The sequence below is a fragment of the Natrinema hispanicum genome (assembly GCF_004217335.1).
GTDB lineage: Archaea > Halobacteriota > Halobacteria > Halobacteriales > Natrialbaceae > Natrinema > Natrinema hispanicum.
On the sequence record NZ_SHMP01000008.1, the window covers coordinates 99,638 to 125,647 of the forward strand.

Sequence of the window (26,010 nt, forward strand, 5' to 3'; positions counted from 1 at the left end):
CAAGATAACTCCGAGTCCCCGTGCCGGGGATAGGAGTAACAGCGGTGTGGCCCCGCCATCGGCCCGTCATACCGACGAGTCGTAAACCAGCAAATATCCCAACCCAGCGGTGCGGTGCCGTGGGAAGCCTCGCCGTCGTCGGGCGTAGCCCGACTGCCCGAGGGATCTTCGATCCCTCTCCGTTTACGGCGAGGAGGAGGTCACCTGTACGTACCACCGAGGGTTCTGAACTTATCATTCACAGAGGATCCATCAGAGACACTGCTTGCTAATCCGCTGGCTGACTATCCCGTCTCCTAGTAGCTTCGACTCGAATCCGCGCTTTGACCCCGGTCTCAGGAGGTGGTATACATATCAACCCGCCGGTTTTCGCCGATAGAGACCCTTTCTCCAGTAATGGCAGAGATACTGATAGCAGGTGTCGGTGCGACCGACTTCGGCGACCATACCGGACGAACCGGCCGGGAACTATTCGCCGAGGCGAGCTCGAGCGCGCTCGAGAAAAGCGCCGTCCCACGTTCGGACGTCGATGCCCTCTACTACGGCAACTACATGGGAGAGACAGCTGAGAGACAGAGCCACCAAGCCCCATTGATGGCTTCCGCGGTCGGAACGACCGATCTTGAGGCGACACGTGTCGAGAACGCGTGTGCCTCCGGCGGTTACGCCGTCGCAGATGGTGTACGGGCAATCACAAGTGGCGAAGTTGATGTCATCCTCGTCGGTGGGCTCGAGCGGATGACACCCCTCGAGACCGCAGAGACAACCGCAGCACTTGCCCGGGCCGCAGACGAACTTCACGAGGGGCGTCCCGGTCTGACCTTCCCAGGGGCGTACGCGTTGCTCGCGGATGCATACATGGAGCGTTTCGGCGGGTCACGCGAAGATCTCGCCCACATCGCTGTCAAAAACCACGCGAACGCGACGACCAACCCGAAAGCCCAGTTCCAGAGCGAAATCGACGTTGCGGACGTCCTCGAGGCTCCACCGATCGCGGATCCGCTCGGCGTACTCGATGCCTGTCCGATCACCGACGGGGCCGCTGCAGCCGTCCTCGTCTCAAGAGAGTACGCTACCGAGCACGATCTCGAGCCCACGGTCGCGATCACGGGATCGGGCCGGGGGACCGAGACGCTGGCGCTGCAGGAACGTGGTGAGTTGACGCGGACGAGGGCAGCTGAATCGGCCGCTCAAGCTGCCTACGACCGGGCAGAGGTGACCGCTGCCGACGTTGATGTTGCCGAAGTTCACGACTGTTTTACCATCGCCGAGGTGCTCGCCCTCGAGGCGCTTGGCTTCTACGAGCCCGGTGAAGCGATCGCTGCAGCTCGAGACGGAGAGACGTCCCGCGATGGAACGCTCCCAGTCAATCTTTCAGGGGGACTGAAAGCGAAAGGCCATCCCGTTGGTGCGACAGGTGTCGGTCAGCTCGTCGAATTGACCACACTACTCGAGGGAACTCATCCAAACGCCGATGCAGTCCCTGATGCGGAAGTCGGTGTGACCCACAATGCAGGTGGAACGGTAGCAACTGCCGCGGTCCACGTACTGGAGGTGGCCAAATGAGCGACGAAATAACCCGTGGAACCGACTACGATGCCTGGCTTGACGCCCTCGAGGTCGACGACGGCTACTACTTCCGTGGCGATCGTCGAGCGACCGTCCCACCAGCCGTGACAGAGGAAACCGACGAACTCGAGCGTGAGACCCTTCCTGAAACTGGGACGGTCGAATCGAAGACTGTCATCCGTGTCCCTCACCCTGATTTTGAGGATGCTGCTCCCTATGCGATTGCGATCGTCGAATTCGGTCCCGTGACACTGACGGGACAGGTCACCGGAACCGATCCCGAAGCCGTCGAGACCGGTCTCACGGTCGAGGCGACAGTGCTCGAGGCAGAGACGAGTGGCAAGCGGTTCGTCGGGTTCCGTCCCGCAGGCGAGGTGAGTGATCGATGAACGTTATCGATGAGGGGAATGGCGAACTTGTCGGCTGGGAACACCCCGACGACGTCAGAAAGTGGAACCGGGAAAAGCGCTCGCGTGCGTTCGAGGACAAACGGATGACCGCGAGCGAGGCAGTCGAGCGGTTCGTCGACGACAGCGATCTCCTCGCCAGCGGTGGCTTCGGCCACGTCCGGATCTCGACGCCAATCCTCCACGAGATCGTCAGGCAGGATATCGCGGATCTAACGCTCTCTGGAAAAACCACAGTCTTCGACGCCGATTTGCTGATCGCGGCGGGTGCGGTCTCGAAAGTCGAGGCCGCCTACTGTTTCGCCCACGAAACCCGTGGTCTCGCCCCTGCAAGCCGCCGGCGAGTCGAAGAGGGCGACGTCGACGTCGTCGCCGAAGCGAGCAATGCGACCCTCCAGTGGCGGTTTCTCGCCGCGAAAATGGGTGTCCCCTTCGTCCCCGCCCGAATCCTCGCGGGGACGGAGACCTTCGAGAAGAGTGCAGCGAAGATCGTCGAGGATCCGTGGACCCGCGAGCCGATCACGCTGATTCCCGCCTGTTATCCCGACGTCGCCTGTATCCACGTCTCGAAAGCCGACAAGTACGGTAATGCAGTCATTGACGGCATCAGCGTCGAAGACCCGGAACTTGCAGGAGCTGCGAAGCGGCTAATCGTCACCGCCGAAGAGATCGTCGACAACGACGAACTCAGGGCACGGCCGAAAGACGTCGAGATCCCTTACTTCCTCGTCGATGCGGTCATCGAAGCGCCTTACGGGAGCCACCCCGGTGAGATGCCGTACCAGTACTACTTCGATGAAGACCACCTTGAGGAGTGGATGGACCTCACAGCGACTGAAGAGGGTCTCGAAGAATACCTCGAGCAATACATTACCGGGACTGAGGACTTTGCAGAGTACCTCGAGGCCGTCGGCGGCGAGGAGCGACTCGCCGATCTCGAGGCGATCGAGAACTACGAGCGCCCGGACACGGGCGGCCCCGAAGGAGGTGAACGGGCATGAGCGAGTACACCTCGACGGAACTGCTGACGACCGTCGCGTCGAGCCTTATCGAAGACGAGAGCACGATCATCGTCGGCACTGGGATGCCGATGCTTGCGGCGATGCTCGCTCAGCGAACGCATGCGCCCGACGCGACGATGATCTATGAGGCCGGCGGCATCGGTCCCGAAGCACCCGAACTCCCGATCTCGGTCGGCGACGAGCGGACCTTCCACCGGGGCGTGAAAGCTGCCGGAATGCATGACGTGATGTCCTATATGAGCGCCGGCTTCGTCGACGTCGGTTTCCTCGGAGCCGCACAGATCGACCGTTACGGCAATTTGAACTCGACAGTAATCGGCGACTGGGAGCGTCCGACTGTCCGGTTCCCGGGAAGCGGCGGCGCAAACGATATTGGCTCGCTCGCTCATGAGACCATCGTTACAATGCATCAAGACGAGACGAGTTTCGTCGAGGAACTCGACTTCCTTACGACACCGGGCTACCTCGACGGCCCGGGTGCACGCAAAGACGCTGGTCTCCCTGCCAAAACCGGACCGACTCACGTGATCACCCAGTATGGCGTCTACGGCTTCGACGACAACTGCGAGCTGACACTCGAGTTCCTACACCCAGGCGTCGAGGAGGCAACGGTAAACGAGGAAAGCGGCTTTCGGATTCATGTTGGGACGTACGATCGGAGTCCGGAGCCAACCGCAGAACAGTTACGACTTCTCCGCGAAGAGATCGATCCACGAGGCATAATTCGCTGAACATACCTCGGAGTGGCGAAGAGTTCCTGACTCTTACCGGTCACTCGACACTTCGTCCTGTAACTCCATCTGCGCTTCGACGTCGTTCATGACGCGAACAACGCGGCGGAGAACCTTTCGTTGGCTCCGCCGAAGGTTCTTCGAGGCTCCCATCTTCGAGATGTCGAACTCCTCGGCAACGTCGTCGAGGGTCGCTCCCCGCGGCGTCGAAAAGTACCCCTTCTCGACTGCGGCCTCGAGGGTCTCGCGCTCCCTGTCGGTGAGGTTCTGGAGCGCTCGAAGCATCGCACCAAGGGATTCGACGTTCTGAAGAATGTCGAAGAAGTCGTCGATGTGGATCGAGTCGTCACCCCTGACCGTGAACTCGTTCGAGGCGTCGAGTTCTGAAAGGGCGTCGTCTGCCGACCGCTCTCTATCGAAGCCGACGTTCCAGATCTCACTTCCGTTTCGAATCACGAACGGGCCTGTCACATAGCCATCGTTCTCACGGATCGTCTGCATGGCGTCAGTTTCGCCGATTCGCGAACGAATGAGCGCCGTGTTCTGTTTGCGAGAGAGGAGCTCGTACCCCTGAAGCATCTCGTAGCCGTTGAGTGTCTCGAGTGCACCGTGTAACTCTTCCGGGGTCTCCCCGATCGCGAGCAGCCGTGTCTCGAGGGTCCGCTTCGCCTGGTTGAACTCCCAGTGTTGGGTGTGAAAGGCGACATCGTGTTCTCGAGTGGTCCTGATGTACGGGCAGTCGTACTGGACCATGTCAAGCTTTAACGCATTCATTTCCCAGAACTCTTGTGATCCATCCGTATAGCGTTTTCTAAACCCTCATTGCAAGAGACACTCGTTTACAAGCCCTTCGAAGAATTGTGGGTAATGAGTATATGGTATTTAATAATACCATGCTTAATTATCTGAGCGCGTTTCCAAAGTAAAAATAGGAACTAGAATATTGATCGTTCCTTCTCCCGAAACAGCACGGAAGATCGATACGGCCAATTTGCTCGTCAGCCTCGGGCGAATCGCCTAAGAAGAGCATTTCTCCCTCAAGGATCAACAGGAGATTGAACGGATCCTTGACACGCTCGATCAGTTTGACGACACCGACGGCCTTGACCAGTACCTCCGAGATCGTCTGTACTGATCACTCTCACTAACGAGGGTTCGTCTGAAACCGGCTTACCGCCGGAGCAGTTTGAAATAGACGATCCACAACGAGCCGCTCCCAGTCGAGCCCGCGATGGTCCGGGACGCACTGTTGACCGTGAACGGGCTCGGCGAACGTCATAAGTAGCGGGTCCCCGTCTCGGAGCGAGATCGCTTGACAGCCGGTGTTGGCCTAGCTTCTGGTGAGCAACTCCTGTTACGCGGGCGGACGATCCCACACGTCCACCTTCACATCCAGTCCCGCCTGCCGAAGTCTGTCAGCAAGTGGATCACCGATACCTGACGCTGGCGTGAGAATTCCACCCTCGAGCGGTGAGTCGGTCTGGTCGCGCACCAGACACATCGCAGCTTCGCTGAGCATCCTCGCGGTCGCGCCGTACCCCGGATCTCGATCGGCGCTAATCTGACTCTCCACGACGAACGGGCCGTCAGTGGCGGTCCCACGGCCGAGTACACGGACGGTGAAATACCCGTTTTCGATCTGCTCTCTCGTCGGCCCCTCGCCCGGATCTGGGAACACGAATCGACGTAATCCTTCTCGTGTGGGTCCGAACGCCATCCCAGCAGTGGCGACCGTGATCCCCGCCCAGACAGCGTTTGCACGTGCCAGGCCGCCGAGCCCCCCGCCCATGGGAAGCACTTCTGTGCACTCGAACTCACGCCCCCACGGATACCCCAGCAGCGCGTTGCTGCGTCGAACGACTCGTTCGTTCACCATCGCCATCGGCGACGGAGCCGTCCACACCGATCTCAGTGGGTCCTTTTTCGGTACGGACTGTGCGCCCGGATCGACACCGTCGCGCTCTCCTTTCGGTGCCAACGAGTACGGGTTCCGAAGCGTCTGCCGGGCCAGCGGATCGGTCGACGCAGCCCGAAACATTTCAATTGCACTGGCCATCGTGCCACCGCTCACGCTACCGCGACTGTCCTCCAGGTAGATTTGTGCCATATCACACGGAGTCCCGAACTCATCGATAGCGAACGATTGAACGAGTTTCGTACCGAGATCGGTGGGGATCGAGTCGAATCCACAGCTGTGGACGATTCGAGTGCCTGCCTCGACTGCATCGTCGTGGTATCGGTCGATCATCTCCCGCACCCAGTTCACCTCACCAGTCAGATCACAGTAATCCGTCTCAGCGTCGATGCATGCCTCAACGAGTGGTGTCCCATACTTCGTGTACGGGCCGACCGTCGTACAAACGACACGCGTGTCTTCGGCGATGGCGTGAAGACTTTCAGGCTCGGTTGCGTCGCCGAGAACGATCGGGATTTCATCCCACGCAGAACGCCGGTCTCTGAGTGCTGTTTCCAATTTGTGGAGTCGACTCTCGCTGCGACCGCCGAGTGCGAGCGAGAGCTGGTCTGGTGTGTACTGCTCCGTGAGATACTCGGCGACAAGGCGGCCAGCGACGCCGGTTGCCCCCCAGACGACGAGATCGTGCTGCCGGTCAGTGTTCGACACGGGTATCGGTTGCAATTAGCGTTCCATGGACTCAACTGTTGGGTGGCGGCCAGTGTCGTCGCCCATCTCGAGGTTCTTCCTTCCAGCAGACCCACTGGTCGCGCTCATGGAGCGCCTCCGGAATAGTTACCTGCTCACCGACCTCACTGTCCCCGGTCATCTACACTCACCTTGCATGGCTCTCACCTGTCTCGAGCCCAGACAAAATGCGCTCTGCTCGCATTCTTGATCCAACCCTTTGTCCCAACGGGGACCCCCCGTTCTATACTAGTTGGTTTTTGCCGTAACAGATTCACAAATCCGATTAGAAATGCCGTGAACAACGTCTGAATAGCATGTACGGCAAAGTTCTCGAGAGGTTTGCGCGTTACGGCCATGGTCCGATTGCCGTAACGGTGTGCTGTCTTGCGTTGGTAGTGTTCAGATAAGCTGATTCCATGCGAAGCTGAACACTTGTGATCCGAGTAAGAGGTGAATTACACCTATTATTACTGCCGCAAGTATCACGAGATAGCCGATTGGGTTCGATGGGAGGTTGATCAGTGAGTTGTCTTGCCCGGTCGCAGTTGATTGGGTCGCCATAGCTCCCATGACACCCAATACCAGTAAAAATTTACAATTTTTAACCGTTTTGGATTGTGATTAAAAGTGCTCAACTGATTTGGCTATTCCTCTCTACTCGCTCACGGCGTTCGGCACCCATGTTCACGGAGGCATTACACTCCATTTCCATCACCGACAATACTCTTCTTGATAGAGTCTCTATATTCGAGCTCGATATCTGTCTGCCAGAATTCCGAATAGCCGACCCCGATAACGTCGTGAGGTACCACGTCAGGAGCTGTGCTGCTTAAATATAGCTCACAACGCCACTCTCGAAATACTATTGATCCAACTATGGCCAAAATAAGTCCTATATGAGAGCACAGAAATTAGTATGTTTGGCGTCATATATTAGTACCTGAAGAGGTTATCTGCCACTATGGAGAGAGATATTGAGGGAGAAGATAGGATTTCTTTGTATATAGTTAATTGTGTTGCTGAAAAAGAGCACACGGATCCACTGGAACTTCCTCCATTGTATGATGCGGTCGATCCAGATGCGCTCGACGATCTCTTTGCGTCAGGACGCCAGAACGGGACGGCTCAATCTGGCCGAATCGAGTTCCAATACAATGGCTATACCGTTATTGTGGAATTCGGAGCCGATCCAGCAATCGCGGTCAAAGAGGGGCCAGAGCTCGTTGAGTAACACACTCGAACGAGAAATCACTTCTCGAGGCAGGGTACGATGGAGCCACCGTTCTGGGTCATACTGTTTGCCCCAGATGACTCGTGTGGAGACGAGTATTCGACACGGTCCGTGTGTCTAAGATGTGCCTCTGACTGAGCGTGAGTGCTATCCCCCACCGCCTATCCTCACGCCCAAGTCACTGTTTGGATCACAGCCATATCAGTCTTTCTGAGTCATCACAATATTACACAATAGTTCATTGGATTCTGTTAAATAGGGTGTCATTCATTGACCGTTAGCTTGTAGCGTTTATTGCTAATGAAACCAGAGTCGTTCCAGTCCAGCAACGCTGACGAAATCCTGTAAGAACTCTGTTTGATCCTGCTTTGCAGCTATTGGCCATTCAACACGTGAGTTCAGCGTCTTCAGCTTATCGGTCGTGAAATTGTTTAACTCACCGTACTTTGTCTGATTCCAGATCCCTTCGATCGACTCAGACCCGGCGGATACGTCGGCAACCATTCGGCAGCTACCTGCTCGCTGTCGAGTCACGGTCCCAATCACTCTCTCCCAGTCGTCCCTAACGATCAGGTGCCGATCACAGACAAGCAATTTACTGATGATTTTCGCTCTGGCGACACTGATCACGTGTCTCATTCCTTAGACGGAATCTGTTCACCCTGGCGACCAGATATCGTCTCGATATCGATTTCGTACCACTCCTTGTCGAACATGTCATTCCGCCAGCGGTCATCACCTGCGGCGTCATCAGCACGGTGGAAAAACAGCGCTGCAGCCTGACTCGAGACTTTTTCCGGCGGAACGTTGTGCAACGTCCCAGTTACGACGACGCTCGCCCACGTCGTCTGATCTCGAAATTCATACGTCGTGAGCGTTACCTCGTCGGTCGACTCGGCAAACCGTTTTCGCTTGCTCGTTTCAGTCGAGACGAACTCCATTACGAGTCGATCGTAGTCTTCGTCGTACCCATACGAAATCGGAATGCCATACGCACGATTGTCCGCTGCGAGACTGAGCGTGCCATGTCCCTGCTGCTCGAGAAAGCGGACCGTTTCTGCAGTCGACATCGAATACCCGATCTGTTCAGACACACCACGTGGATATCAGTCGCGGAGAATAAATACATGGGATAGTAGCCGGGAGAGTGCGTGGTTCCGACTTAGCGACCCCCAGAACAAAGTTTTAGGCCTTCGAGTTAGAAGCCAGCACTATTCAACTCGAAATTGTGTTTTGGCGTCTGTCTCGGCTGCGCATACACATCTGAACCACTATGTCTGACAAGGGGTCCGAATTCAGCTATAATCGCGAGACAGCAGGGAGGAAGGCGGAAGACGATCTGTCGCCGGAGTCTCCAGATCGTCTGGCGGATGCGTCCGCCGACGTGGATGGCCAAGAGTTAGCCAGTCTCAGAGACGACGTGCTGTCGGAGGCACGCGCATACACGAGTCCACTCTTTCCGGACGACCCCTTCGATCCCGTCCGCGAACCGGAACTCGACGAGACGTTTTTCGAGTTCGACTATCTCGAGACACACCACCAACGCGACTGGTCGTGGGTTAATCGACCGTATGCATATCTGGCGACCGTCTCGGATGACGCGACCGACGAGCCGCGTCTCTGGGTCGTCGAGCCAGCGCTCGATCAGTTCGAAGCATACGTTCGCGACGACCTCGAGCAGACGTTTCGATCCGAGTTAATGTATGCGGACGGGACCGGTGAGCAACCGTCGCGTGCGGTCTTCGATAGCGAGGCAAAGCGGATCGTCAAGGAGTATGCAGCTTCCGTCTCCAGTACGTCGTTACACAAGATCCTCTATTATTTGCGCCGGGATTTCATCGGGTATGGGCGGATCGATCCACTCATGCGTTCGCCGATGGTCGAAGACATTTCCTGCAGCGGCGAGGAGGTCCCGATACACGTCTATCACGGTGAGTACGGAAACATCCCGACGAACTGTCGGCTCGATGCGGGGCAACTCGATTCGTACGTAATGCGACTCGCCCAGCGAGCGGGCAAACATCTCTCCGTCTCGAATCCGCTCGTTGACGCCAGTCTTCCGGATGGATCCCGGATGCAAGCGACGCTGGGTGGTGACGTGACGACGCGCGGGTCAAATTTTACGATTCGAAACTTTACCGATACCCCGTTTACGCCCATCGATCTCATCGACTCTGGTACGTTCAGTATCGAACAGATGGCGTTTTTCTGGTTTGCAGTGCAGAACAATCGCTCGCTGTTGTTCGCTGGAGCGACAGGGTCTGGAAAGACGACGAGCATGAACTCGATGTCCTTTTTTATCCCACCCCAGAGCAAGATCGTCTCCATCGAAGATACACCGGAGCTCTCGTTGCCACACGACAATTGGGTTCAAAGCGTCTCCCGTGAAGCCACAGGCGACCAAGGACGGGGCGAAGTCTCGATGTACAACTTGCTGGAAGCAAGTCTGCGACAGCGACCTGAATACTTGCTTGTCGGCGAAATCCGAGCTGATCCACGCGTCGCCTCGACGTTCTTTCAAGCGATTTCGACCGGTCACACGGCCTATACGACGTTTCACGCGAACTCCGTGCGAGGGCTATTGAGCAGACTGCAAAACGAACCACTGACGGTTCCGAGACAGATGATCGCCGAACTCGATCTGGTTTCGATACAGAAACAGGTGCGCGTCGATGGCAAGAACGTCCGTCGAAACAGCGAGGTCGTCGAGATCATTCCCCGAGACGAGGGCCAAGACATGCTTCAGGCGCGAACAGTCTTCGATCGCGACCCTGCGACGGACAGTTTCAATCGGGCACAGACCTCACAGACGATCGACGACGTCCGTGAGGAACGTGGTTGGACGACAGGACAGGCCGAAACCGAACTCAAGCGGCGACGTGAGATCCTCGAGTATCTTCACACGAACGGAATCAGCGGCTACGACGAGGTCGTCAAGACGACGACGATGTTCGCTCGTCAGCCAGACACAGTCGTCGATCTCGTCCGTGACGATGAGCTTGCGTCTGTCCTTGCCGAGTCGGGTGACTAGCCGTGGATAAGACTCCGCTCGAGGAGGCGGACCAGCCAGCATCCCACGTACAGCCAAGCGTGGGTGTTGACGCAGACGATGCGACCCGACAGCCGACGGATCGAAGCCCGGACGACCAGTTGCGAGACGGCCTCGCCGACGAGTATGGACGCATCCGGTCATACTTTAAGGGGCGGACGAAGCGATACCGTGCGCTACAACATCGTCTTGAGCAAGCCCACGTACGGACGACCGTCGACAAGTATCTCGCCGAAAGCGCCATCAGGAGTCTGCAAGCAGCAGGTGGTGGTGCCGTTTTCGCTTTCGTTGTCCTCACAGCAGTAGCTGTCATTGCTGGACGTTTCGACCGTGTCCCTGCTGTCACGGGATCGACGCCGATGGAGACGGTCATGTGGGCCGTGCTCTCGATCTCGAGCATTGCGATCGTCTGTGGCGGTGTGACGTGGGGATGGGTCGTCCACTACCGGCCACGTCGACTCGTCAGTACCCGTCGCAGCGAGATTGAGTTGGGACTGCCATCCGCAATTACGTTTCTCTACGCCATGTCTGGTGGTGGCGTCGATATTATCACGTCAATCCATGCGCTGGCCGATGAGAAAGCTGTCTACGGTGAAGTCGCTGACGAGTTCGATCTGATCGCTCGTGAGATGGAACTCTTCGGGAACGATTTGCATACGGCGATCGAAAACACGCGCGATCGAACACCGAGCGAGACGCTTCAGCAGTTTCTGACGAATCTCCTCGGCGTCCTCGAGTCGGGTGGGGATGTGAGCAGATTCCTCGGCGAAGCGATCGACGAACAGACTGAAACCGCCATGCAGAAACAGGAGACGTTCGTCGACCGACTCGGACTGATCAGCGAGGTGTTCATCGCCGGGTTCGTCGCTGGCCCACTATTTTTGATCATTACGCTACTCGTGCTTGGCCTGTTAGGCGGCGTCAGCGCCCTCGAGATCGCCGTCGTGATCTACATCGTGTTGCCGCTGAGTGCGGTCGGGTTTTTCCTGTTTGTCGATCTGTTTGCCCACGCACCTCGCCTCACTGCATCGACGACAGCTGACGAGCAGAGACAGGGGATAGGACATATCGGTGACGGCACGTCGTCGGTCGACGAGACACTCGCAGACTCTGAGCGGTATCGAGCATACCAACAGAGTCAGCTCCGGACGAGACTCCGCGAACGCCTCACGAACGGTATCGAATACGTGAAACGGCGGCCGGCGTTCGGGTTTACGATCACCGTTCCGTTAGGCGTCGTGCTTGCCGCCGGTGCGGTACTCAGTGGCCGCGTTCGACCAGCCGCCACCGCCATCGTCGCCGAACCGGTCATGACAACGCTCTGGCTGGTTATCCTACCGGGGCTCGTCACCAGCGTTCCGGTATCGGTGCTGTACGAACGGAACCGACGGCAGGAACGAAAGATCGTCGATCAGTTTCCGGATATTCTGGAGACACTTGCAAACGCGAACCGAATGGGTGTGACGCTCACTGACGCGTTCAACTTGGTCTCGAAGGCGGGTACGGGCCCGTTGAGCGACGAGCTAACGACGGTGCGAAACGATATCGTCTGGAATCACGACCCTTCGAAGGCGTTTCGTCGACTCGCAGGCCGCCTCCCAATTCCACAAGTCGCACCAACGTTGACGATCATCGCGAAAGGCAATCGAATCAGTAGCGATCTCCACGAAATTCTCGAGATCGCCGCCGAGGAGTTACAGATCCACGCTCGCATGAACGCTGCTCGACGAAACGAGGTCGGACCGTATCTGGCGATCGTCTTTATCGGCTCGCTCGTCTATCTGTTCATCATCGTCGTATTGAGTGTGAGCTTTCTCGATCCGATGGCAGCGGCCGCATCCTCGAGTCCGGATGCCATGGAGGCGGGCCCGGCGACGATTTCGATCGATGTCGACGTGTTCCGAACGATCTTTTTTCACTCCGCACTCATCCAAAGTATCGTGGCTGGGTTAATCGGTGGTAAGCTGGCCGAGAACAACCTTCTCAGTGGCCTCAAATATGCGATCGCGCTTTCGGTGCTCGTGACGGGGGTGTTTCTCGCCCTATGAACCGAGACAGTGTCGGTGACGAGCGTGCCGTTTCACCGCTCATCGGTGCGATCTTACTCCTCGCGATTCTCATGACGATGCTGGCGCTGTTACAGTTGAACGCGGTTCCAGCGCTGGTCAGTGAGGCGGAATTCAATCACAACCAGCGCGTCCAGGGGGAGATGCGAGATGTCGCCGCGGGGATCGACAGATCGGTGGCGACCGGAACAAGTCAGTCGATCGCACTGACCCCTGGTGTTCGATATCAGTCGCGTCTGTTCCTGTTGAACCCACCGCCAGCGACCGGAACGGTTCGAACGGGTGAGCCGGAAAACGTGACCATAGAGAATGCGGTCGCACAGGGTGAGACCGGCGACTACTGGGACGGCTCGCCGAACCGTATCGAGACGCAGCCGCTCATCTACACCCCTGAGTATAACGAGTATCACGACGCACCACAGACGGTCTACGAGCTGGGGACCGTCTATAACCGCATCGGGGAGACGACACTCGTCACGGACGGCCACCAACTTATCGACGGGCGGACAATAACGCTGACTACCCTCAGAGGAGAGGTCAGCCATACCGGCGTCGATCGAACGCTCCTCAAGATCCGGCCCTCGAGTCCCGAAACGAGATCCGTTCTCGTCTCCGGTCGCGCTGACGACCCGCCCAAGCTCACTGTCCCGACTGAACTCACCAAAGAACAGTGGGATGACCTCCTCAAGTCAGAACTCACGAAAAACGGTGGATACGTGACGGATTACACATGCGAAACTGCTCCACCTAATCCATGTGACAAACTCACAATAACGTTACAGGCCAGTGAGACATACGAGATGCAACTCGCTCAGGTATGGGTTGATGACGATTCGGTCACACGGAACGGGATTTATCTCACCGATGTCGAAGGCTCTAATGTGAGTGTGCCGGCAGGCGGAAGGCAGCGACTCATCACGGAGGTCAGGGACAAGTTCGATAATCCAGTCAGTGGTGTTTCGGTTGAGGCCAAGGTCTCTTCGGGGCAGGGTATTGTCAGTCCGGTTGAACAGGCGTCGGGTACTGATGGTCGGATGACGTTCATCTACGAGGCACCAGATGATATCTCCAAGGTTCAGAACGTAACTGTTGTAGCCGAGTTCGGTGGCGATGACAAAGGACAAAATGACAAAGAGAAAGTGGGGTTTGAACTACAAGTCTGGGGAGAGTCGGGCAACGAGGAAGGACCGGACGATGATCAAGGCCCACCGGAACATGCGGGTCCGCCGACCGATAGCGATGGCGAGGAAGAATTGGACGACGGGGAAGAACCCGGCAACAGGGGAGAATCGAGTTGGGATCGAGGTCGACCATTTACTTTCGAGCCAAGCTTCTCGTAAGTCGGCACACACCGCCGTGTCGCGTTTCATTTTCTCGACTCAATGAGAGACTGCGCGCGTATCGGCGAAGGTGGCATTCAAGACCCTCGTCATTATTAGCGTTCGATTCATAGCGTTGATATGGCTGTTTCGACGGGGATCGAGAAATTAGACGAGATCCTCGACGGAGGATTCCAAGAGAACAGAACAGTCCTTGTGACTGGGCCACCGGGGGCTGGAAAATCGACGCTGGCAATGAACTTCTTGCAGGCTGGTCTCGAGAACGACGAGCACTGTACGTACATCAGTACTGAACAGACGCCGGATGAATTGCGTGACACGTTCGAGCCGTTTTCGTTCGACCTGACAGACGAGTTATTCACTGTCCTCTCGTTGCATGCACGTCCCGGCAGTGGGACCGACCAATACGATCAGGGAACAATCGTCGAAACGTATGGAGCGGATCGGACCGATGACGACGTCGATCGTCATCTCCTTCGGACCCTAGAGGGGGCCGACGAGATTGATGACCACTACATCGATTTTACACCCGCGAACCTTCGGGAGTTTTTCCGCTGTAATATCTCGGGCGACCGTGTCGTCGTGGATAGCATTTCCGGACTCCGTTCCGTCAGCGAAAACGAGCAGACGTATCGACGGTTCCTGCTGGACCTAATCCAGTTGATAAACGATCATCACGACGCAACAGCGCTGTTTACTGCAGAATCATCACGGCCGAACACCAACGGTATGCAAACGGGCCAATTTTCGGTCGACGAGCTCACACAGTATAATCTGCATGGCGTGATACGGCTCCAGCGAAACCGACTCCGCGGAACGGACAGACGATTACTCGAGATTCTGAAAATGCGTGGTGTGGCGTACGATGACCGAACGTTCGAACTCATGTTCGACGATGAAGGGATTCGTATTCTTCCGGAGAACCGGACATTTAGTTCGACGCTTCGCGTGACGAACCACGTACCGACGGGCATTGATGGACTTGATACGCTACTTGGTGGTGGAATCCTCTCTGGTGAGAGTACGGTCGTTCAACACGATGGAAAAGCAGAGGTCGGTGGTATCCTCTACGTTATATTATCAAATATACTTAAAGAAGAGAGGTCCATCGCTCTCTTGCCACGGATCAACTCACAACCATTGTTTCTCCAGTCTGTTTTCGAACGGCTCGGAACGCCGATGGATGACCTTCTCGATGACGATCGTCTCTTCGTTTTCGACCACCACGGCGTCTGGGATGACCATCAGAACATTTTCAAATCCGCCGAAGACGAAAGCGGTATCAAGAGCGCGATGACGACGATACACGATCGGTCCCGTAGTCAAGGAGTCGTGCTGTCACTCGATACAAACACGTTGCGCCACATGCTTGGCGAAGAGACGACACGGCAGGTTCGTTCGTGGCTCCAATCATCCGTCGTAACCGCAACCGACGCCATTATCGACATTCACAATCCGGCACTGCTACAAGACGACCTCGCTGCGTTCCACGTCGATCTCGCCTCTCAACTTCTCGAGACGTGGATGAACGATACTGGCCTCCAGTATGTGCAACTTCACAAGAGCCCAACCGGCGACACTGGTGCAGTACGACTGATCGAGTATCTAGACAAACCCCCCTACGTTCGAGTCGTTACGTGATATCCGCTTCGCCCTTCACAGTAGACGCCGAGCCGAATTCATGTCGCTGCTGGTGAGATTATCTATAGATAAGAGGGTTAGTCGTCGTCGAAATCACGTTCGAGGTCAGACACAGAGTAGTATTCTATCACTTTTTTATTGAACCTATTCGCGGAAGTGACACTCGAGTGGGTTCCGGAATAACCCGTATTGTGACGAGAGTGTGTCCGTCTGACACACCACCAGCTAGTTAGATAGCCTATACTTTCTCCTATCGAAGTGTCAGAGACCGATATGAGAAGTCAACCAGGATGAAGTGGGGCTCTCTGTTACAGTTCAGTAGGAGTCTACTCCAACAGAACCGGGTTCCTCGAGTGGCTACGTCCCATAGACAAGAGATACTTGCGCTGTGTCTCCGGATCGTGATTGCAATCATCAATTACGAGCGAGAAGACGATCCAGAAAGTGAGAAACTCAAGCTATGAGTTGAATTATATGACGCTCTCACGGCTGAGCTGGAATGAAGCCTCCGTTTTTAAGTAGTATCAGGGTATCTCTTCACAGAACACATGTCCGAGGGAACGGATTCTGATCTCAGCCGCGAACTCGGTATGGTTGCGGTATTCACTCTCACGACAGGGACGATGCTCGGAGCGGGGATTTTCGTCCTTCCGGGGCCGGCAGCGGAAGGTGCGGGATCTGCTGCGGCGCTCTCGTTTAGTCTAGCCGGCCTGATCGCGCTCGTGGCGACGATGTGTGCAGTCGAACTCGCGACGGCGATGCCCGTGTCTGGCGGTTCCTACTACTTCACGAGCCGAGCGATGGGGCCACTCATCGGCACCGTCGTCGGTTTCGGTACGTGGCTTTCGCTCGTCTTCAAGGGCTCGTTTGCTCTGGTCGGACTCGGCTGGTACGTCACCGAGTTCTCGGCCGTCCCGATTCTCAGCGTAGCAGTCGTTGGCGGGTTCCTGTTGACGGTCCTAAACTGGGTTGGAGCCGAAAAGAGCAGTTGGCTCCAGAATCTCATCGTCGGCGGACTGGTCGTCATCCTTGGAATTTTCGTCGGCAAGGGCTTGTTTGCGGCCGATCCCACGCTGTGGCAGCCGTTCACAGCCGGCGGCGTTGGAGGGGTGGTCGCCACGACTGGACTCGTGTTCATCTCCTATCTGGGGGTGGTGAAGGCGACCGCGGTCGCCGAGGAGGTCAAAGATCCCGGAACGACGCTCCCGCGGGCGTTGTTTAGCGCCGTGGTCTTCGTCACGTTCCTGTACGTCGCAATTATGCTCATCATCACGGGGGTCATGCCGCTCGACGACATCGCCGAGAGTACGGCGCCGGTCGCCGACGCTGGGAGACTGTTTCTCGGTGCTCTCGGTGGCGCGGTCGTCGCGATCGCGGGCATCTTCGCGACCGTGTCGACTGCCAATGCGGCCGTGTTGTCCGCCTCGCGGTTCCCCTTCGCGATGTCGCGTGATGGGCTTGTAACACCGAAACTTCGACAGCGTTCGTCCCGCTTCGAGACGCCGACGTGGGCCGTCTGGCTAACCGGGTGCGTAATGATCACGCTGGTGTTGGCGTTCCGCGGCGACGTCGAAGGCCTAGCGAAAATCGGGGGCACGTTCGGCATTCTTGTGTTCGCGCTTCTGAACCTCACCGTCGTCTTGCTCCGGAGCGCCCAACCGGAGTGGTACGAACCGGCGTACCGAGTCCCGTTTTCACCGTGGTTGCCGCTTGCCGGTGCCGTCACCGCGTTGCTCCTGCTTCCGTTTATGGGGCGACTCTCGCAGGTCGCGGCGGTCGTGTTCGTCCTGTTCGGAATCGGGTGGTACGCCGTCCAGCGACAGATCGGAGAGCCCGTCGAGCCGGACCACGACATCAGGGACCTGCTTCTCGGAGCCCAGTACCGACAGTCGATCGAAGAGAAAGCATCGAAGAGTAGGGAGTTCACGGACCTTGGGTCGCATGTACTGGTCGAGACCTTTGAGGGAGAAACCAACCCGCTCCTCTGTACGTTAATGACTGCATTTGCCGAGGAATTCGATGCCGACCTGGAGGTACTGGCTATCTCGAAAATCCCCCCGCAGACCCCGATCGTGGAGCCTGCACCTCACGCTGATGCCGACTGGAAGGAACCCATCGAGAGCGCCCACACGCTGGATCGGGACGAGCACACCGTCACCTTCGAGCAGATCCACACCCACGATCGGGGCGCTGCTCTCATAGATGCCATCCGCGAGGAAACGGAACTCGTTCTCATCGATTGGCACGACCCAATCAGAAAACACCACTTCCGAGAGAGTCATGTCGACGAAATACTCCGGTCGCCGCTCCCGGTCAGACTCGCCGTACTGAAATACCGGGAGACCGGCGACATCGAGGACATCGTCGTCGCGGCCGCGACCAACCCCTACGACCGCGCGGAGATTGAACTCGCAGACGCGATCGCTGCCGCCACGGGTGCGCGCCTGACGTTGGTCAAGGCAATCGACGAGGAGGCCGCCGAGGAGGCGGAAACGTCCGCTCGGGAGTATTTGACCGACCTCGCGAAACTCACAGATAGTCCTACGGAGACGGAACTACTTCGAACCGACGACATCGACCGCGCTTTGGTCAAACGGGCCAACGCGGCCGATCTCTTGGTAATGGGTGGACCCATCCGGCCAGAGCGGATTCGCGAGTTTTTCGGTCAGACCACTGATTTCGTCCCCGCCGAGACGACGAGTTCCGTCCTCGTGGTCAAAGAGCCAGGCGTCCAGGTTCCCCTCTCCCGACGAATCTGGCGCTGGCTCAGCCGCCCGGACTGAAGAACGATCTCACGGGGAGACAGTATAGTCGGCCTGTGTACATCTTTTCAGTCCGTGGGACAGTGCGGCTACGAGCGGGCGACCGAACTGTTCAACGACCAACTCAGTACCGAGGACAAGGAGGCGTGGCGCGAGCACGCACCGCAGAAACCACACCCAATAGATTCGTATCCAGTCGATAGCAGGGATGTGCCAGTATATACACTAGCACCACCGATGAGACCGCCTCCAACAGAAAATAGCAGCTCTCGTCGTGTGATCATATCCATCAAAATAGATATGATTAGATGTGTTTTCTGGTTACTCTTAGAGAGCGTGTCATACAATGGTTCTCAACAGATATTATTCACGCCATATGTATTAAACAAAGTCAATGACTGGCGAAACTACAGGATCATACACGAATTGAGAGCTGTATAATCGTCAGGTAGAGGGTGTAAGTCGTATTCTATGACACGCTGGTAGCTGGGTGAATCCGGTATCACTGTTTGTCCACAGATACTTGCTATCGCTCTCCGTCCAGAAACCATGGACACCGCCGTCGTCTGGTTTCGAGACGATCTCCGAGTCACGGACAATCCGACGCTCGCCGATGCGGTCACCACGGCAGACGAAATCGTGCCGGTCTACGTCGTCGATCCGCACGAGCGCGGCGAGACACGCGACGGGACCGAAAAGCTCGGCACTCACCGCGCCAGATTCCGCCGCGAGTCACTGCTCGAGTTACGGGCGGCGCTCCGAGAACGAGGGGGCGAGCTGTTCGTCAGGCAGGGCCGTCCGGAGACAGTCGTTCCCGACATCGCGGGTCGCGTCGACGCCGATGCCGTGTACGCACAAACGAAACCGGCGACGGAGGAACGCAAGGTGGAAGACAGTGTTCGAGCGGCACTTCCCGACGAGATCGCCTTCGAGCACCGGTGGACGCATACGCTGTATCACGTCTCTGATCTCCCGACGTCATACGAGCGGATGGGAGATACGTTCACGCCGTGGCGCAAAGAGATTGAACGCGAGTGTTCGATTCGAGAGCCCGTCGAACCACCGAAATCGATTTCCACGCCAGCCTTGCCCGCCGGCGGTGTACCGACGCTGTCGGACCTCGGACTCGAGACGCCGCCCGAGGACGAACGTACAGTGCTGGCCTTCGAGGGAGGCGAATCAGCCGGCAAGCGCCGCCTCGAGGCGTATTTCTGGGAAGGAGATCACCTCAGAGAGTACAAAGAGACCCGAAACGGGATGCTGGGGGCAGACTACTCCTCGAAGTTCTCGCCGTGGCTGGCGGCAGGGTGTCTCTCGCCACGGTGGATCTATGACGAGGTCCGTCGCTACGAGGCCGAACGAGTCTCGAACGAGGACACCTACTGGCTCGTCTTCGAGTTACTGTGGCGTGACTTCTTCCAGTTCCAGTTTTGTAAATACGGCGCACAGTTTTTCCATCCCAACGGAATCCGGGACATCGAAAAAGCGTGGGAGCACGACCGGGAGACGTTCGAGCGGTGGGCGAACGGCGAGACGGGGATTCCGTTCGTCGATGCGAACATGCGCGAGCTAAACCGGACGGGATACATGTCCAATCGTGGCCGCCAGAACGTCGCCTCGTTTCTTGCCGACGCACTTGGTATCGACTGGCGCTGGGGAGCAGCATACTTCGAGGAACGACTCGTTGACTACGACGTCGCTTCAAACTGGGGGAACTGGGCCTACCAGGCCGGCGTGGGAAACGACTCCCGCGACAATTACTTCGATGTCCTCTCACAGGCCGAATACTACGACGCCGACGGCGAGTACGTGACGACTTGGCGTCCCGAACTCGAGGGACTTCCCTCGGCGTTCGTCCACCGGCCCTGGCGACTGAGCGACGAGCAACAGGCCACCTACGGCGTCGAACTCGGCGTCGACTACCCGCGGCCGATGATCGACATCGAGGCACGCTACGAAGAACTGGATAGCTGACATCGCTGCTCGGAGGATAGGGTCTCGAGACACTCGGCGGGAGCTACCACCGTGTACGCATTTGTGTCAGCACACAGTATGCTCCGGCATGTTCAGACGCGCTCGAGAGCTCGGCCCGCCGATCCTGGTCCCGTTGGCCTGGACATTCGTGACGGCCGCCCACCTCGAGGTCGTAACCGAGCACACGCTGTTCATCGCTCACGTCGTGATGGCCGTCCTTCTGGTCGGCTTCGCGGCGACCGGCTACGCCGACATGCGCGAGGGCGTCCTACGCACGTGGTGGCTGCTCATCACCGTCGGCTCGGTCGTCACGCTCTGTGGTGTCGTCGGCCTCTGGCTCGAGCCGACGAATCCGGCGCTTACGGCCGTCGCTCTCTTCGGCTGGATGCTTCTACCGGCAGTCGGCTTCGTCGATACCGGGCGTCGGGTCACCAAAGGGGGCTGGATCTACGCGGTCGGGACCGCGGGCTGTCTGCTCGGCGCGGCCCTCTACGCCGTCAGCCCAACCTGGGGCACCCGGACGGCCGCGGTCGGTGGGCTCGTGCTCGTCGGACTTGGCCAGACGGCAGGAATTTTCGATGCGGCGATCCGCTACTGAGACTACACGTCGTCGACGTTGGCCCGCAGATCGACGACGTGCTCGCGGATCGCCTCGAGGTCGCCGGCCTCGCGTTTGGCATCGACGTGTGAGTACATCAGTCTCATCCGGTGATTGTCGCGGAGTTTCGCTTCGTTTCGGGCCAAAAAGTCCCAGTAGAGGGCGTTGAACGGACACGCACCTTCGCCGGTCGTCTCGTCGCTGTCGTAGCGGCAGTCGGCGCAGTAGTCGGACATCCGATCGACGTAATTCGCCGACGAGACGTACGGCTTCGTCGCGAAGACACCATGGGCGTACTGGCCCATCTCGACGACGTTCGGGGTCGTCACCCAGTGATAGGCGTCGACGTAGGTCGCGTGAAACCACTCGTTGAGTTCCCGAGGCTCGACGCCCCACAGCGTCGCGAAGTTCGCCAGGACCATCAGCCGCTGAATGTGGTGGGCGTATCCCCGATCGTAGACGTCGCCGATCGTCTCGGCGAGACAGTTCATCCCCGTCTCGCCCGTCCAGTAAAAGTCCGGCAGCGAAGCCGTCGCCTCGAGCTGGTTGGCACTCGCCAGTTCCGGCATCGTCTGTCGATACACGTGACGGACGAACTCGCGCCAGCCCAGAAGCTGCCTGATACAGCCCTCCGCGGACGGAAGCGAGACCGTATCCCGGTCGTGGTAGGCCGTTTCGACCGCCTCAATCACTTCGAGTGGGTGTAACAGGCCGATGTTGAGCACCGCGCTCAAAAGCGAGTGGGCCATTGCCCAGTCGTCGGTTCGCATCGCATCTTGGTAGGGACCGAACGCGGGAAGCCGATGCTCGAGGAAGTGCTCGAGGTGGTCGCGGGCTCCCTCGCGAGTTACCGGCCAACGAACCCCCTCGGTACTGCCCCAGGTGTCGAACGTCGACTCGACCCAGGCAGCGGTCTCCTCGACTACTACGTCGGGCTCCGGGGAGGGGGCGGGTGGTGCCTCCCACTCTTCGGGCGGGAATTCACGATTTTGGTCGTCGAAGTTCCACTCGCCGCCGACCGGCTCCTCGCCGTCCATCAGCACGCCGGACTCCCGGCGCATCCATCGGTAGAACTGTTCGTGCGTGAACGTCTCTGCGCCGTCGGCCCACTCGTCGAACGCCCCGCGGGTGCTGACAAACAGTTCGTTCTCGCAGACCCGAAGGTCGCCACCGGCGTCGGCGACGAGGTCACGAAATCGCCGCTCGGAGCCGTAGCTCGGCGACCGCATCGTCACGAGCGTGGCGTCGGGATGCTCCGCGAAGAACGTCTCGAGTGCGTCGCCGAACGTCTCCGCCTTGAGATAGATCACGTTGTAACCGGCGTCGGACAAGCGATCCCTGAACCGGCGCATTGCGGCGAACACGAGCGTGAGCTTGTGGTGGTGGTACGGCAGCCGGCGGGCGAAGCCGTGTGCCTCGATCAGCAACACTCGGTTTCCATCGGGCGCTCGAGCAAGCGGCCCACAGCGTTCAGTGAGGTGTGTCCCGAGGACCCAAGGGACATCGTCGTCACCCAGGGTATATTCACGGACCGTCCCGACTGTCGGCTGGTGCATACCGGTCACACGAATCGGTCGGGGATAATTCCCATCCCTACAACAATTCCAGAACGGCGCTCAGGCTCTCGGCCTCGACGGTAGGCTCTATCTCAAGGTGACGAGTGGCGTTGTGATCTCGACGGAGAAAGACGGTATCAAAGCCTGCCTGCTGGCCGGCGACAATGTCGCTCTCACTGTCGCCGACGTACAGCGGGTTCGAACAGCCCAGATCGGCCGCAGCAGCCTCGAGATATGTTGGTTCAGGCTTCTTTTCTCGAAGGCTCTCGCGGGTCGGCTCTCTGGCACGGACCGTCTCGACGTACCCGTAAAGGCCGTGCCCTCGAAGAACGAACTCGACATTCGCCCACTGATCAAACACCGAATCTTCGCTCCGTACGATCACGCACACAACGCCCGCATTGACGACGATCGGTACGCTCAGCGGTCAATGGCTGAAACCGTCAACTCAACTGTCAAGCGCTCGCTCGGCTATACCGTGCGAGCGCGTACCTGGTATCGCGAGTTCCGTGAAATCGCCTTGATATGTGTCGTCTATAACATCTAGCAGGCCGTCAAACAGTGAAATCCACCGTCGTATGGCGATTCAACATAGCCGTCTGGACCCATTATTCGCCGAATGCCTCTGCGAGCCGCTCGCGCATGTACTCACGCCGATACTGTCTCCGTTCGGCCTCCGAGAGGTAGTTTTTCAGTACGACACTCGCATCGGAACTCCCCTGATCGGCCGCGATCGCGTCGAGATTCTCGAGCAACTGTTTCTGTGCGTTTGCATACGCCGTATACCAGAACCGTCGCCCCATCTTTGAGGTCGGCGTTTCTCCGCGCACCTGGACATCTGCCCGCTCGGCGATCCGTTGAAAGCGTGCCTGTATCGTCTCGCCGACAACGTGGCCGCTTTCGGCCCGGCTCGAGGGGAACAAGTAGCCCGACCATTCGCGGTCGGCGCTGCCAAGCGCGTCGATTCGATCGGTCAGCGTCTCGCGGCCATAGAGCAACGCAACCGTGCCGGGACCGTTCTTGCGTTCCTCGAAATAGATGTGCGGGTCATCGCCTTCGAGTGCGAGCTGGGAGACGTGCAACGAGGCGACTTCGTTGCGGCGTAGTCCCCACCCACAGAGGGCGAGCACCAACAGTTCCTCGTCGGGGCTCTCGACGGCATCGTACAGCCGGCGAACTTGCTCGCTCGAGAGGGCCGGATTGTCGGGTTCCGAGCGTTCCCATCCATATTCCATGTCGATGGTCTCGGCAGGATTGTACGCGGCTTTCCCACGGCGCTGGAGGTGTTCGTAGAACTGCGAGACGTCCCCGAGATAGCGGAGTTTCGACGCCTCGCTGTCTAAGTCACGATCGAGTTCGTCAAAGACGGCGAGCACCCGTTCGATTTCATCGGCCCGGTGTGCGAGGTCGCCGAGGTGATCGGTGAGGTCAGCGCTGCCATGCACGTCTCGATAGAGGCGCGCGTAGGCCGCCAGTCGCGAGCGTTTCGTCTCGATAGTGCTGTCCGCGAGGTTGCGGCGGCGCGACAGTGTGCGGATGTACGACTTGAGCTCGTCGATCGCTGTTTCGTCGTCGATACCCCACTGATAGCCCTCGCTGTCGTCCTCGAAGTAGCCGGCCGACCGAAGGAACTCCGCAAGCGTCATGTCGTGTTGTTCGCGCAGCGCGTCTTGGAGGCCGCCGTAGCCCGTCTCGAGTAAGTCCTGATAGGACGGTCGGTCGGAGAGATCGACGCCGTCCCGTCGGAGGTCGGGTTCGATTTCGTTGTTCCAAAACGTGCGGAGTTCGTCGAGGGACTTGTGCGACCAGCGGATTCGTTCGCTACTCATCGGCTCACCCACTCGAGAAAGCCGTTTGCTCGGGGGTGTGGTGATTCTAAGACTGCCATTTCTGTACGTCTCTGTTTTTATGATAGTCACTAAAAGTTACCGTGTATGTGGTTGTCGACTACGGACAACTAAAATACACCTCAGAGTCGAGAAGGTCTGCTGAATTTGTGTAAATCACATATCGCTACATGAAATCCCGCCAAATCTGAACGGTCGGCTTTCGTGCCGAATGCGTCGAAAATAGCCATCTCGAGAACGAATGGAACGACTCGCGTTGCCGTTCGAACGCGATGTGGAGAAAATCGGACCGGGCGGCCACGGACACGCCCGCTTCAACGCCGAGATTGACGCATGGCCACCACTCGCGAGAGACATCCCAACATCGAAGAGGTGGGTTCGCCGTCACTGACACGTAGGCGCGCCGAACCCGGAATAGAGTATGGGCACTGGCCATTGTCTAGTTACGCGATCGTGGCGTAGAGCGGAGTTACTCCTCGTCGGCGTTAGATTGAAATAGAGATAGTCACTTTTTGTGAAAAAGAAGCTGAACCAGTTGAACGTTCGCCGCTCACAGACAGCGTCTCGTTGTGTCTGGCTATAAACAAGGCGGTGGAGCATGATGGATCTCATAGCGTGATGGTGGGACTAGCGACACCGTTTTCGCGGTGGTGATTAGCGAGTGTAACAGCCAGACGAAGGCAGAGAGCGATGAAAACGTGTGCTTTGACCCTCACTCGGCCTGCGAGTCCGAGGCCGAGATTCTTGCAGACACCGATCGCTGTTTCTACCTGTGAGCGGTTCGAGTACGTCTTGTCGAGTTGCGTCTGCCGAAGACGAACCGTGTCGCTGTGCTCGTTGATTCGCTCCGCGATGCGGTAGTCTATATCGATCGGATTAGCCGTATTCCGTAGATTGGAGGGCGCAATCGGCACGACCGCCTGCGCCAGCAGGTGGCCGTGCCACTCCAGCATGTCGAACGCCGAATCAAATTGAGACCGGAGGTGGTTCGATACTCTCGACAGTTCAGTTGTATGGTATTGTTTGATGTCGGATTAGAGATCCACTACTGTGTTTGAATCCATTGGCGTCTTTTTGCCGCTCTGTCTTCGTATCTCCGGCTAGATGTGACGGCATCACATGCTACCGTCCCACCAATAGTATTGTAGATCAAAGCCAATATTAGACACGAGAACTGAGTCAGGATTGATGACCTACGAGTTCGAGCTCCCGGAGCTTGGAAACGGCGCGGATGAGGGGACGTTCGTCGCCTGTCACGTCGAACCGGGTGACGTCGTTACCGAAGGCGATCTCGTCGCCGAAGTCGAAACCGACAAGTCCGTCATCGAGGTGTCGGCACCGGTCGATGGCACTGTTACCGAAGTCGTCGCTGACCTCGGCGATACCGTCTCCGTCGGCGAAGTCGCCCTGCACTTCGATACCGACGGGAAAGCCGCAGGCGACACCTCCGCTGACGCGGACGGCGATGACCCCACTCCGGCTGTAACGCGACTCGAGACGCCGGACGAAGAAAACGACGCGAACGAGTCGGATTCTGAGGGCGTGACCCCGGCAGTCACCCGCATCGATGATG

21 protein-coding genes and 3 pseudogenes are annotated in these 26,010 nt (G+C 57.9%); 15 read left to right on the forward strand and 9 right to left on the reverse strand.

Annotation, left to right across the window (positions count from 1 at the left end):
- Positions 1–396 precede the first annotated feature (396 nt).
- From BDK88_RS18470 to BDK88_RS18485, 4 genes are read left to right on the forward strand one after another with little or no spacing between them, the layout of a single operon-like run.
- Positions 397–1,566, forward strand: a complete 1,170-nt coding sequence (locus BDK88_RS18470) for a thiolase domain-containing protein (RefSeq protein ID WP_130501633.1) — start codon at positions 397–399, stop codon at positions 1,564–1,566.
- A complete protein-coding gene (locus BDK88_RS18475) occupies positions 1,563–1,958 on the forward strand; it encodes a Zn-ribbon domain-containing OB-fold protein (protein WP_130501634.1) in 396 nt (131 codons plus the stop codon). The genes BDK88_RS18470 and BDK88_RS18475 overlap by 4 nt, the downstream gene beginning before the upstream one ends.
- Positions 1,955–2,977, forward strand: a complete 1,023-nt coding sequence (locus BDK88_RS18480; protein WP_130501635.1) for a CoA transferase subunit A — start codon at positions 1,955–1,957, stop codon at positions 2,975–2,977. Before BDK88_RS18475 ends, BDK88_RS18480 begins: the two co-directional genes overlap by 4 nt.
- Positions 2,974–3,729: a CoA-transferase subunit beta gene (locus BDK88_RS18485; RefSeq protein WP_130501636.1), complete on the forward strand. Its 756-nt coding sequence runs from the start codon at positions 2,974–2,976 to the stop codon at positions 3,727–3,729. The genes BDK88_RS18480 and BDK88_RS18485 overlap by 4 nt, the downstream gene beginning before the upstream one ends.
- 33 nt (positions 3,730–3,762) lie before the next feature.
- On the opposite strand, the gene BDK88_RS18490 is transcribed toward BDK88_RS18485, so the two are convergent.
- The 4 genes from BDK88_RS18490 to BDK88_RS22560 all read right to left on the reverse strand — a co-directional run bounded on the left by BDK88_RS18490 (position 3,763) and on the right by BDK88_RS22560 (position 6,943).
- The gene (locus tag BDK88_RS18490) at positions 3,763–4,503 is read right to left on the reverse strand and encodes a helix-turn-helix domain-containing protein (RefSeq protein WP_242611714.1); all 741 of its coding nucleotides are present in this window, start codon (positions 4,501–4,503) and stop codon (positions 3,763–3,765) included.
- A 580-nt stretch (positions 4,504–5,083) separates the two neighbouring features.
- A complete protein-coding gene (locus tag BDK88_RS18495) occupies positions 5,084–6,352 on the reverse strand; it encodes a saccharopine dehydrogenase family protein (protein ID WP_130501637.1) in 1,269 nt (422 codons plus the stop codon).
- Positions 6,353–6,383: 31 nt separating this feature from the next.
- Entirely contained in the window at positions 6,384–6,512 is a 129-nt protein-coding gene (locus BDK88_RS22155) for a hypothetical protein (protein WP_277613489.1), read from the reverse strand.
- A gap of 260 nt (positions 6,513–6,772) precedes the next feature.
- Complete coding sequence (locus BDK88_RS22560; RefSeq protein WP_449406710.1) at positions 6,773–6,943, reverse strand: DUF7475 family protein; 171 nt, start codon at positions 6,941–6,943, stop codon at positions 6,773–6,775.
- Between the two features lie 391 nt (positions 6,944–7,334).
- On the opposite strand from BDK88_RS22560, the gene BDK88_RS18500 reads away from it, so the two are divergent.
- A complete protein-coding gene (locus tag BDK88_RS18500; RefSeq protein ID WP_130501638.1) occupies positions 7,335–7,604 on the forward strand; it encodes a HalOD1 output domain-containing protein in 270 nt (89 codons plus the stop codon).
- A gap of 635 nt (positions 7,605–8,239) precedes the next feature.
- Here BDK88_RS18500 and BDK88_RS18505 read toward each other — a convergent pair.
- A complete protein-coding gene (locus BDK88_RS18505) occupies positions 8,240–8,698 on the reverse strand; it encodes a pyridoxamine 5'-phosphate oxidase family protein (protein ID WP_242611715.1) in 459 nt (152 codons plus the stop codon).
- 179 nt (positions 8,699–8,877) lie between these two features.
- Here BDK88_RS18505 and BDK88_RS18510 point away from each other — a divergent pair, with 179 nt between their 5' ends.
- The 8 genes and pseudogenes from BDK88_RS18510 to BDK88_RS18545 all read left to right on the forward strand — a co-directional run bounded on the left by BDK88_RS18510 (position 8,878) and on the right by BDK88_RS18545 (position 21,034).
- On the forward strand, positions 8,878–10,635 hold the full coding sequence (locus tag BDK88_RS18510; protein ID WP_242611716.1) for a type II/IV secretion system ATPase subunit: 1,758 nt from the start codon (positions 8,878–8,880) through the stop codon (positions 10,633–10,635).
- Positions 10,636–10,637: 2 nt separating this feature from the next.
- Complete coding sequence (locus tag BDK88_RS18515; protein WP_242611717.1) at positions 10,638–12,701, forward strand: type II secretion system F family protein; 2,064 nt, start codon at positions 10,638–10,640, stop codon at positions 12,699–12,701.
- Complete coding sequence (locus BDK88_RS18520; protein ID WP_130501639.1) at positions 12,698–14,059, forward strand: hypothetical protein; 1,362 nt, start codon at positions 12,698–12,700, stop codon at positions 14,057–14,059. The genes BDK88_RS18515 and BDK88_RS18520 overlap by 4 nt, the downstream gene beginning before the upstream one ends.
- Before the next feature lie 120 nt (positions 14,060–14,179).
- Complete coding sequence (locus BDK88_RS18525) at positions 14,180–15,700, forward strand: RAD55 family ATPase (protein WP_130501640.1); 1,521 nt, start codon at positions 14,180–14,182, stop codon at positions 15,698–15,700.
- Between the two features lie 548 nt (positions 15,701–16,248).
- On the forward strand, positions 16,249–18,483 hold the full coding sequence (locus tag BDK88_RS18530) for an APC family permease (protein ID WP_130501641.1): 2,235 nt from the start codon (positions 16,249–16,251) through the stop codon (positions 18,481–18,483).
- A 57-nt stretch (positions 18,484–18,540) separates the two neighbouring features.
- A pseudogene (locus BDK88_RS21910) lies at positions 18,541–18,642 on the forward strand (MarR family transcriptional regulator); the annotation flags it as partial.
- 369 nt (positions 18,643–19,011) lie between these two features.
- Complete coding sequence (locus BDK88_RS18540) at positions 19,012–20,436, forward strand: DASH family cryptochrome (protein WP_130501642.1); 1,425 nt, start codon at positions 19,012–19,014, stop codon at positions 20,434–20,436.
- 88 nt (positions 20,437–20,524) lie between these two features.
- A complete protein-coding gene (locus tag BDK88_RS18545) occupies positions 20,525–21,034 on the forward strand; it encodes a hypothetical protein (protein ID WP_165397002.1) in 510 nt (169 codons plus the stop codon).
- Positions 21,035–21,036: 2 nt separating this feature from the next.
- Here the strand turns inward: BDK88_RS18545 and BDK88_RS18550 are convergent, their stop codons facing one another.
- Positions 21,037–22,590, reverse strand: coding sequence for a cryptochrome/photolyase family protein (locus BDK88_RS18550; RefSeq protein ID WP_130501643.1), 1,554 nt, complete (start codon positions 22,588–22,590; stop codon positions 21,037–21,039).
- A gap of 37 nt (positions 22,591–22,627) precedes the next feature.
- Positions 22,628–22,981 (reverse strand): HAD family hydrolase, encoded by a 354-nt coding sequence (locus BDK88_RS18555; RefSeq protein ID WP_338143225.1) that lies wholly within the window; start codon positions 22,979–22,981, stop codon positions 22,628–22,630.
- On the opposite strand from BDK88_RS18555, the pseudogene BDK88_RS18560 reads away from it, so the two are divergent.
- A pseudogene (locus tag BDK88_RS18560) lies at positions 22,922–23,137 on the forward strand (transposase); the annotation flags it as partial. The gene BDK88_RS18555 and the pseudogene BDK88_RS18560 overlap by 60 nt on opposite strands.
- Before the next feature lie 61 nt (positions 23,138–23,198).
- Here the strand turns inward: BDK88_RS18560 and BDK88_RS18565 are convergent.
- Both BDK88_RS18565 and BDK88_RS22405 read right to left on the reverse strand, forming a co-directional pair.
- Complete coding sequence (locus BDK88_RS18565; protein WP_130501644.1) at positions 23,199–24,419, reverse strand: tyrosine-type recombinase/integrase; 1,221 nt, start codon at positions 24,417–24,419, stop codon at positions 23,199–23,201.
- A 626-nt stretch (positions 24,420–25,045) separates the two neighbouring features.
- Positions 25,046–25,465 (reverse strand): transposase, encoded by a 420-nt coding sequence (locus BDK88_RS22405; RefSeq protein ID WP_394342681.1) that lies wholly within the window; start codon positions 25,463–25,465, stop codon positions 25,046–25,048.
- A gap of 160 nt (positions 25,466–25,625) precedes the next feature.
- On the opposite strand from BDK88_RS22405, the pseudogene BDK88_RS21915 reads away from it, so the two are divergent.
- A pseudogene (locus BDK88_RS21915) lies at positions 25,626–25,829 on the forward strand (biotin/lipoyl-containing protein); the annotation flags it as partial.
- Positions 25,830–26,010 lie beyond the last annotated feature (181 nt).